Origin of the sequence: Azonexus sp., assembly GCF_036170495.1 — a bacterium.
GTDB lineage: Bacteria > Pseudomonadota > Gammaproteobacteria > Burkholderiales > Rhodocyclaceae > Azonexus.
Genome location: NZ_JAVHPH010000443.1, coordinates 1 through 8644, shown reverse-complemented (window position 1 = coordinate 8644; position 8644 = coordinate 1). Strand labels below are relative to the sequence as shown.

Sequence of the window (8644 nt, the reverse complement as noted above, 5' to 3'; positions counted from 1 at the left end):
AGTCCGACATCAGCCGTGAAGTCCAACTCGACGAGTTGAGGAAACTGCAATCCCAGGTTTCCGATTCAGCTCGCGAACTGGAAAGCTCAGTGCGCAGCGAATACGAAACGGCGCGCAGCGCGATCGAGGCGCCGGCCCAGGAAGCGGTGGCCGAGTTGCAATCGACCGCTGCCTCGCTGACCGAAACCCTGCCGGTCGCTGAAACTACGGGCAAGCCGGCGGCATGAGCGAACCCCAGGAAGATTCCTTCATCTCCCATCTGGTTGAGCTGCGTGATCGCCTGATCCGCAGTCTGATTGCGATCGCGGTCGTCCTTGGTGTTCTCTGTCTCTATCCGGGGCCGGGTGAAATCTACGACATCCTCGCCGCGCCGCTGACCAAGGCCCTGCCGGAAGGCACCAAGATGGTGGCCATTGGCGTCATCACGCCGTTCATGGTGCCGCTCAAGGTGACGGCCATGGTTGCCTTCATCCTCGCCTTGCCGTTCATTCTTTACCAGGTTTGGGCCTTTATCGCCCCCGGTCTTTATGCCCACGAAAAGCGCCTCGGTATCCCGCTGATCATTTCCAGCACCTTGCTGTTCGTGTCGGGCATGGCCTTCTGCTACTTCTTCGTGTTTGGGCAGGTGTTCAGCTTTATTTCCAGCTTTGCGCCGAAAAGCATTACGCCAGCGCCGGACATCGAAGCCTACCTGTCCTTCGTGATGACCATGTTCCTGGCTTTCGGTCTGGCTTTCGAGGTGCCGGTGGCGCTCGTCATGCTGGTCAAGCTGGGCGTGGTGACGGTTGAAAAGCTCAAGGAGTGGCGCTCGTATTTCATCGTTGGTGCCTTCGTGGTGGCCGCTGTGGTGACGCCGCCCGATGTGGTCTCCCAGTTGGCGTTGGCTATCCCGATGTGTCTGCTTTACGAACTGGGCATCCTGGCCTCGCGGCTGGTGTCGCGGCCGGCGCCGGTGGAAGATATTGCCACGGTCAACCCGGAAAATACGGCAAAAATGGATGCCGAAATGGACAAGGCGGAAGAAGAGTTCCGCAACCTGTCCAACCACTGATCAGGGCTTTTTCACCGGCCCCGGTCGCGTCGGCAAGGTCTTGACCGGCGCCCCTTCCTCGAACCACCACAGTGTTCCCGGCGGCATATCGGCCCACGCTTCGTTGTCCGTCAGCGGCAACGTGGCGATGACGGCGACGCGATCATCCGGCGACGTGACATCGCTGAAATCGACGGTGATGTCCTGATCCTTCAAGTGGGCCTGAGCGAACGGCGCCTGGCGCACGATGTGGCTCAATTTGGTCGAGGCGTGGGCGAACAGGCAGTCGCCATTCGAGAGCAGGAAATTGAACTCGCCATGCACCGAAATTTTCAATGTCAGTTCATGCACCGCATCGAACAGCGCGCTGCGCTCCGGCACATGGTTGCCGAAGCGCCGGCGCAGCTCCTGCAGCAGCCAGCAGAAGGCGCGTTCGCTGTCGGTCAGGCCGACCGGAACGAAGCTGCCGTCGAGTTGCGGCATGAAATCGAAGAGGTTGCCGTTGTGGGCGAAAATCCAGTAACGGCCCCACAGTTCGCGCATGAAGGGATGCGTGTTTTCCAGCCCGATGGCTCCCTGTGTCGCCTTGCGAATATGGGCGATGACGTTCTTTGAGCGGATCGGGTAGTGGCGCACGAATTCAGCCACCGGCGAGGTGCTCGACGGCTGCGGGTCGAGGAAGAGCCGGGTGCCCTTGCCTTCAAAAAAGGCGATGCCCCAGCCGTCCGAGTGCACATCCGTGGCGCCGCCCCGGGCCTGGAACCCGCTGAAGGAAAAGCAGATGTCGGTCGGCACGTTGCAATTCATGCCAAGTAATTGGCAAATTTTACACACCCCTCAGTGTGAGTTGCGGGTACTCAGTCTTCCCGAGCAGCTGGCACATGGCTTACTCTTTTTCGGCGCGCATGGCCGGGCGTTTGCCGATCTTGACCTGGACTTCAACGATGCTCTTGTCGCGGCGCAGGCGGAAAGCCGAGCGTTCATCCGGCTTCAGGGCGGCGATCAGGTCGAGCATGACCTGCGGGTCCTTGACGCCCTTGCCGCCGACCGAGAGCAGGACGTCGCCCGGCCGGATGCCCGCCGTGTCGGCCGGGCTGCCGCGCACGACGCCGGCGATCAGGGCGCCTTCGTTGTCGGGCAGGCCAAAGGATTCGGCCAGTTCGGGGGTGATTTCCTGGGCTTCGACACCGATCCAGCCACGCGTCACGGCGCCGGTACGGATGATCTGTTCCATGATGCTGCGCGCGCTGGAAACCGGGATGGCGAAGCCGATGCCGAGCGAGCCGCCGGTGCGCGAGTAGATGGCAGAGTTGATGCCGACCAGGTTGCCATTGACGTCGATCAGTGCGCCGCCAGAGTTGCCGGGGTTGATCGCGGCGTCGGTCTGGATGAAGTTCTCGAAGGTGTTGATGCCAAGATGCGAGCGGCCGAGGGCCGAAACGATGCCCATGGTCACCGTCTGGCCGACGCCGAAGGGGTTGCCGATGGCGAGCACGACATCGCCGACGCGCAGGTTGTCGAGCTGGCCGAAGGTGATGGCCGGTAGTTTGTCGGCCTTGATCTGCAGGATGGCGAGGTCGGATTCCGGGTCGCTGCCGACGATCTTGGCCTTGTAAGTCTTGCTGTCGTTGAGCGAAACCTGGATGTCGTCGGCGCCGTCGATGACGTGGTAATTGGTCAGGATGTAGCCGTTGGGGCTGACGATGACGCCGGAGCCGAGGCCTGAGTTGCGCTGCGGCTGACCTTCCGGGCGCTCGCCGAAAAAGTGGCGGAAAATCGGGTCGTCGAACAGCGGGTGACGTTGTTGCTTGATTTCCTGGGTCGTGTAGATGTGCACGACGGCGGGCAGGGCGGCGCGGGCGGCGTCGCGATACGAGCCGGCCGGCGCGACTTTGCCGTCGTCACTGGTAGCCGGTGCTTCCTGCACAGCCAGGACCGCCTGCCGCTGCGGCAGCCACTCCGGCTTGAGCGTGGAGACGACGAACAGAATGGCCAGCGCAACGGTGACCGTTTGTGCAAAAATCAGCCACAACCTCTGCATGGAAATTGTCTCGATGAAGCGTGAAGAATTGGTGAATTATCTGGATAGGCTGTTGATGCCCGGAAAGTTCCGGGATTATTGCCCAAACGGCCTGCAAGTGGAAGGCAGTTCCGAGATCAGCCGCATCGTGGCCGGCGTGACGGCCAGCCAGGCGTTGCTCGATGCCGCGCTTGAGCGAGAGGCCGATGCCATTGTGGTGCACCACGGTTATTTCTGGAAAGGCGAGGACGGCCGGGTCACCGGCATCCGGCGCAAGCGTCTGGCGACGTTGCTGGCCAACGACATCAATTTGCTGGCTTACCACTTGCCGCTCGATGCCCACCCGGAACTCGGCAACAACGCCCAGTTGGCCAACCGGCTTGGCTGGGTGGCCGATGGCCGCTTTGGCGAGCAGGATATTGCCTGGCGGGGAACCTTGGCCGAGCCTGCCGACTTGACGGCGCTGGCGGTGAAGGTGGCGGCCGTTCTCGGGCGGGAACCGCTGGTCATCGGTGATGGCGCCCGGCCGATTCGGCGGATTGGCTGGTGCTCAGGTGGGGGGCAAGGCTATTTCGAGCAGGCCATTGCGCTTGGGGTCGATGCCTTCATGTCCGGCGAAATTTCGGAACAGACCGTGCATCTGGCCCGCGAGAGCGGGGTGGCCTATCTGGCGGCCGGGCATCATGCCACCGAGCGCTACGGGGTGCAGGCGCTGGCTGGGCATCTGGCGGAGCGTTTTGGTATTTCGTGCGAATTCGTCGATGTCGATAACCCGGTTTAGCCGATTTCAAATTTGGCCAAAAATTCCGGTTGACCGTGGGACTGCCGGCCGGCCGTGCTGAATTGGAAGGCGATCCTTGGTCGCCCGGGGTTTTGTCCGGTCAAACCCGCGCCGGCCGGCGCGGTTTGGCGATGCGCGGCGGCGGAGCGTCGAAGCGGCGTGATGTGTCCTGGCTGCGGCTGACCAGATGGGCAACGCCGGCTGAAACGCTGCCGCCGAGCAGGAGGCCGGCCAGCAATTCGAGCCAGCCATCGGCCATGGATTTGGCGCGAACCGGGGCGTGCCGCGTGGTGGCCTGGGCGTTGGCCAGGACGCCGGGCGTTGCCTGTTGCGTTTGCATGTTTTGCAGCTTTTCCCGGACGGCGCGCGATTCGGCCCTGAGCGTGACGGCGGTGTTCAGTTTGTCAACTTCCTGATTGAGCAGGTGCAGCGTCGTTTCCATTCTGAGCAGGCGCTCGTCGAGTGCATTGACCGGGGCGAGCGGGTCTCCGGCGCCGGGGGGCGGCAGGTCGTCGAGGGCGGCGCCGAGGACGATCCGGTCCTGATGGCTGGCGAGGCCGGCCAGGGTGTCGCGGGCGAGCGGCTTCCTGGCCTTCGCTGTCGGGCCGGGCCGGGCCTTTGGCGGCCGGGGCCTGGCGGCTGGCCGGTCTGGCCACTCGCTGTCGGCCATTTCGTTCTCGCTGAACGGCTCGGGCCGGGCGCGCCGTGGCGGGATTTCGTGCGGCATCGGCGCGCTGACTTCGTCGGATGGCGCGCGGTCGCCGACTGACGTCGGCGGCGCCGGCAAGAGCACGTATTCGCGTTGCGTATCGATGCCGCAGCCGGCGCGCAGGCTGATGACGACGATCGGCTCGTCGATGGCCTTGCTGCCGGTGAGGATCAGTCGATAATCCTGGCCGATGCGCACCAGCCGCATCCGGGCGCTGGTGATCACCGGCAAGTCGGCGCCGGGAACGGGGCCGAGGGTGAAACAGGCGGCATCGAGGGGTTCGCCGCCGGTGATGACCGGGATGTCGGCGCGCAGGGTCTCGCCGATGCGCGAATGGAGGTTAATTTCGCCGAGTCCGACGGCGCTCGCGGCGCCCGAGAATAGCGCCGCGCTGAGCAGTCCGTGGCGCAGCAGTCGTGAAGCGATCATCCGGTGTTCTATGTCAATTGGTTTTTGGGTGGCAAAACTTTAGCACCGGGCTGGCCGGGCGCGGGTGAAATGTTGCACACTTTCAGCCTTGACCATCGACTGTGGAGCCATCCCATGAACCTCGCTTTCCCGCCGCCTCCGTTCGCCACCCTGCCGATTGTCGGGAGCGGGCAGCGCTTCCCGGTTCGCCGCATTTTTTGTGTCGGGCGCAATTACGCCGACCATGCCCGCGAGATGGGCGCTCTCGATCAGGCCGAGGGGCGTGAGCCGCCGTTTTTCTTTACCAAGCCGGGCGACGCGGTGGTCAGCGGGGAGGGTGAAATCGGCGTGGCCTACCCGCCGCAGACCAGCAACCTTCACCATGAAGTCGAAATGATCGTCGCCCTCGGCGCCGGCGGGGCGAATGTGACGGTCGACGCGGCAAACGGCCTGATTTTCGGCTACGCCGTCGGCCTCGACCTGACCCGCCGCGACATGCAGGCGAAGGCCAAGGAGAAGGCGCATCCGTGGGACATGAGCAAGGGTTTCGACCAGTCGGCCGTAGCGGGCGCGATTAGCCCGGTGGCGGTGAGCGGACATCCCGCCGCTGGCCGCATCTGGCTGACAGTCAATGGTCAGCTGCGGCAGGAGGGCGACCTCTCGGCCATGCTGTGGAAGGTGGCGGAAATTGTCGCCAACCTGTCCACGCTGGTTCGCCTCGAGGCCGGCGACCTGATCTATACCGGGACGCCGGCCGGCGTCGGGCCACTGCTTCGGGGCGACCGCCTCGCCGGAGGGGTCGACGGCGTTGGCACGCTGCGCGCCCGCATCGTCTAGCGGCTACTTCGGCCGCTTGTCGATAACCCGCCGGGCCTTGCCGATCGAGCGTTCGACGCCGCCTTCCTCGACGATGTCGATCTTGGCCGAGATGCCGATGTAGGACTTGATGTGGTGCTGCAGGTCGCGCGCCACGAATTCCTTTTCGGCGGCGCTGGCAAACTGGAACTCGGGCTTCATTTCAACATCGACCTTGATCGAGTCGAGGTGGCCGTCGCGGCTGACTTCCAGCACGTAGTGCGGCGACAGCCTGGGCTGCCTGAGGATCAGTTCCTCGATTTGCGACGGGAAAACATTGACGCCGCGGATGATCAGCATGTCGTCCGAGCGGCCAGTGATCTTGCCGATCCGGCGCATGCTGCGCGAGGTTGGCGCCAGCAGGCGGGTCAGATCGCGGGTGCGGTAGCGGATGACCGGCATCGCTTCCTTGGTCAGCGAGGTGAACACCAGTTCGCCCTGGCTGCCTTCGGGCAGCACCTCGCCGCTCGCCGGGTCGATGATTTCCGGGTAGAAATGATCTTCCCAGATGACCGGGCCGTCCTTGCTCTCGGCGCATTCGTTGGCGACGCCCGGCCCGATGACTTCCGACAAGCCGTAGATGTCAATGGCGTCGATGCCGAAGGCGCGCTCGATTTCGCCGCGCATGGCGTCGGTCCACGGCTCGGCGCCATGGATGCCGATGCGCAGGGCGGTGCTGCGCGGGTCGATGCCCTGGCGGCGGAACTCGTCGGCAATGTTGAGCATGTACGACGGGGTGACCATGATGATGTTCGGCTTGAAGTCACAGATCAGCTGGACCTGCTTTTCGGTCTGCCCGCCGGACATCGGGATCACCGTGCAGCCGAGCCGTTCGGCGCCGTAATGGGCGCCCAGTCCGCCGGTGAACAGGCCGTAGCCGTAGGCGACATGGACGATGTCGCCGGCCCGTCCGCCCGAGGCGTAGATCGAACGGGCGATGAGGTCGGCCCAGGTGTCGATATCTTTCAGCGTGTAGCCGACGACGGTCGGCTTGCCGGTCGTCCCGCTTGAGGCGTGAATCCGCGCCACCTTGTCGCGCGGCACGGCAAACATGTTGAACGGATAGTTGTCGCGCAGATCCTGCTTGGTCGTGAACGGGAACTTGCTGAGGTCAGCCAGCGACTTGAGGTCGTCGGGATGGACGCCGGCAGCGTCGAACTTGGCTTTGTAATACGGCACGTTCTGGTAAACGTGGTTGAGCGTCCACTTCAGGCGCTCGGTTTGCAGGGCGACGATTTCGTCGCGGCTGGCATTTTCGATGGCGTGCAGGCCCAGGCTCATTATTCTCTCCCTCCGGAACCGCAAATTCTGAAGCGGCAGCAGGGGAGGGCGCTTGAGGCAGATCAACTCCGCCCGTTTTTGATTTTGGCCCTTTTTTCCGGTTGACCGTAGTCAGCCCGGTTGACCGTGGGAACGGGCGAGCCGGCCAATTGGCCGCCTTATGCGACAATCCCGCCCGATGTTTCGCGCCGCCGCACGTGGCCTGATTGCCCACGCCCTCCCCATCCTGATCGCCCAGTTGTCCTCCATCGGCATGATGGTGGTCGATACCGCCGTGCTTGGCCACGTCAGCTCGCACGATCTGGCCGCCGTGGCAATTGGCGGCGGCATCCATGTTTCGCTCGTCTTCGCGCTGGTCGGCATTGTTCAGGCGGTGTCGCCGGTCGTCGCCCAACTGCACGGCGCCGGGCGCGATGACGCAGTGGCCGGCATTCTTCAGCAAGGTTTCTGGCTGGCCATGCTGCTCGCCGTGCCGGGCATCCTGTTCCTGACCCATCCGGGCGCCGTGCTCGGCATGGCCGACATGGATTCGGCGGTCGACGCCAAGGTTCGCGAGTACCTCGCCCTGCTCGCCTGGGGCCTGCCGGCCGCGCTGTTCTACCGGACTTTCTGGGCTTTTTGCAATGCCCTCGGCAAGCCGCGCGTGCTCATGGGCATCGGCCTGTTCAGCCTGGCCTTGCATGCCCTCCTTGCCTGGGGCTTCGCCCTCCAGGGCTGGCTCGGCGAGCCGCTTGGCGTCGCCGGCTGTGCGCTGTCCAATATTCTGGTCGCCTGGCTGGCCTGTCTCAGCGCTGCCGCCTATCTCGCCTTTGGGCCGCTCGGCCGGCGTTATCAGCCCTTTTCCAGATGGCAGGCGCCGAACTGGACGACTTGGCGCGAACTGCTGCGCATCGGCCTGCCGATGGGCTTGTCCAATCTGGTCGAAATTACCTCGTTCACACTGATCGCCCTCTTTGTCGCCTCGCTCGGGGCGACGGTGGTGGCCGGCCATCGCATTGTCGCCAATCTGTCGGCCCTGATCTACATGCTGCCGCTATCGCTCGGCATCGCCACCATGGCCGCCGTCGGTCAGGCGGTCGGCGCGCACGACGCGGAGCGGGCGGGGGCGACGATACGGGCCGGGCTGATCCTCGCCGGCGCCTCGTCTTCTGCCGTCGGCCTCCTGCTCTGGCTCAGCGCCGAACCCCTGGTTGCCGCTTATACCGATGATCCAGCCGTGCGCGCCGTAGCCATGAGCCTGATCGTCTATGTCGCCATCTATCAATTTTTCGATGCCCTGCAGACCATCGCCGGCCACGTCTTGCGGGCCTATCGGGTGACTTTTGTGCCGATGCTGGTGCAGATTTTCTGCTTCTGGGGCATCGGCCTGCTCGGCGGCGCCTGGCTCTGTTACCGCTGGTCAACACCGCTCGGCGTGGCCGGTTTTTGGCTGGCCGCCGCGCTCAGTCTGCTGCTTGCCGCGGCGATGCTGCTCCCGTTGTTGCGTCAGGTGGTGCTGGCGACGAAATCGGCCCTGTAATTATGAATTTCGGGCTGCCGGGAATGATTGCGTCTGTGGTA

Annotated in this window: 8 protein-coding genes and 1 pseudogene; 5 read left to right on the top strand and 4 right to left on the bottom strand. The window is 64.1% G+C overall.

The genetic code is table 11. From position 1 onward, the window contains the following. Both ADADOO_RS16005 and tatC read left to right on the top strand, forming a co-directional pair. Positions 1–227 (top strand): annotated as a pseudogene (locus ADADOO_RS16005) (Sec-independent protein translocase protein TatB); the annotation flags it as partial. Then, on the top strand, positions 224–1051 hold the full coding sequence (tatC, locus tag ADADOO_RS16000; protein ID WP_511278504.1) for a twin-arginine translocase subunit TatC: 828 nt from the start codon (positions 224–226) through the stop codon (positions 1049–1051). The pseudogene ADADOO_RS16005 and the gene tatC, both read left to right, overlap by 4 nt. Here tatC and ADADOO_RS15995 read toward each other — a convergent pair whose 3' ends face one another. Together ADADOO_RS15995 and ADADOO_RS15990 are read right to left on the bottom strand one after the other, a co-directional pair. Then, positions 1052–1855, bottom strand: a complete 804-nt coding sequence (locus ADADOO_RS15995) for a class II glutamine amidotransferase (protein ID WP_511278505.1) — start codon at positions 1853–1855, stop codon at positions 1052–1054. A gap of 61 nt (positions 1856–1916) precedes the next feature. Continuing rightward, a complete protein-coding gene (locus ADADOO_RS15990) occupies positions 1917–3071 on the bottom strand; it encodes a Do family serine endopeptidase (RefSeq protein ID WP_511278503.1) in 1155 nt (384 codons plus the stop codon). A gap of 13 nt (positions 3072–3084) precedes the next feature. On the opposite strand from ADADOO_RS15990, the gene ADADOO_RS15985 reads away from it, so the two are divergent. Next, positions 3085–3831, top strand: a complete 747-nt coding sequence (locus tag ADADOO_RS15985; RefSeq protein WP_511278502.1) for a Nif3-like dinuclear metal center hexameric protein — start codon at positions 3085–3087, stop codon at positions 3829–3831. A gap of 100 nt (positions 3832–3931) precedes the next feature. On the opposite strand, the gene ADADOO_RS15980 is transcribed toward ADADOO_RS15985, so the two are convergent. After that, positions 3932–4969 (bottom strand): type IV pilus assembly protein FimV, encoded by a 1038-nt coding sequence (locus ADADOO_RS15980; RefSeq protein ID WP_511278501.1) that lies wholly within the window; start codon positions 4967–4969, stop codon positions 3932–3934. A gap of 114 nt (positions 4970–5083) precedes the next feature. On the opposite strand from ADADOO_RS15980, the gene ADADOO_RS15975 reads away from it, so the two are divergent. After that, a complete protein-coding gene (locus ADADOO_RS15975; RefSeq protein ID WP_511278499.1) occupies positions 5084–5785 on the top strand; it encodes a fumarylacetoacetate hydrolase family protein in 702 nt (233 codons plus the stop codon). A gap of 3 nt (positions 5786–5788) precedes the next feature. Here the strand turns inward: ADADOO_RS15975 and paaK are convergent, their stop codons facing one another. After that, positions 5789–7084 carry a phenylacetate--CoA ligase PaaK gene (gene paaK / locus ADADOO_RS15970; RefSeq protein ID WP_511278498.1) on the bottom strand — a complete coding sequence of 432 codons (1296 nt, stop codon included), beginning with the start codon at positions 7082–7084 and terminating at the stop codon, positions 5789–5791. A 178-nt stretch (positions 7085–7262) separates the two neighbouring features. Between paaK and ADADOO_RS15965 the strand changes: the two genes are divergently transcribed. Continuing rightward, the gene (locus tag ADADOO_RS15965) at positions 7263–8603 is read left to right on the top strand and encodes an MATE family efflux transporter (RefSeq protein ID WP_511278497.1); all 1341 of its coding nucleotides are present in this window, start codon (positions 7263–7265) and stop codon (positions 8601–8603) included. Positions 8604–8644 lie beyond the last annotated feature (41 nt).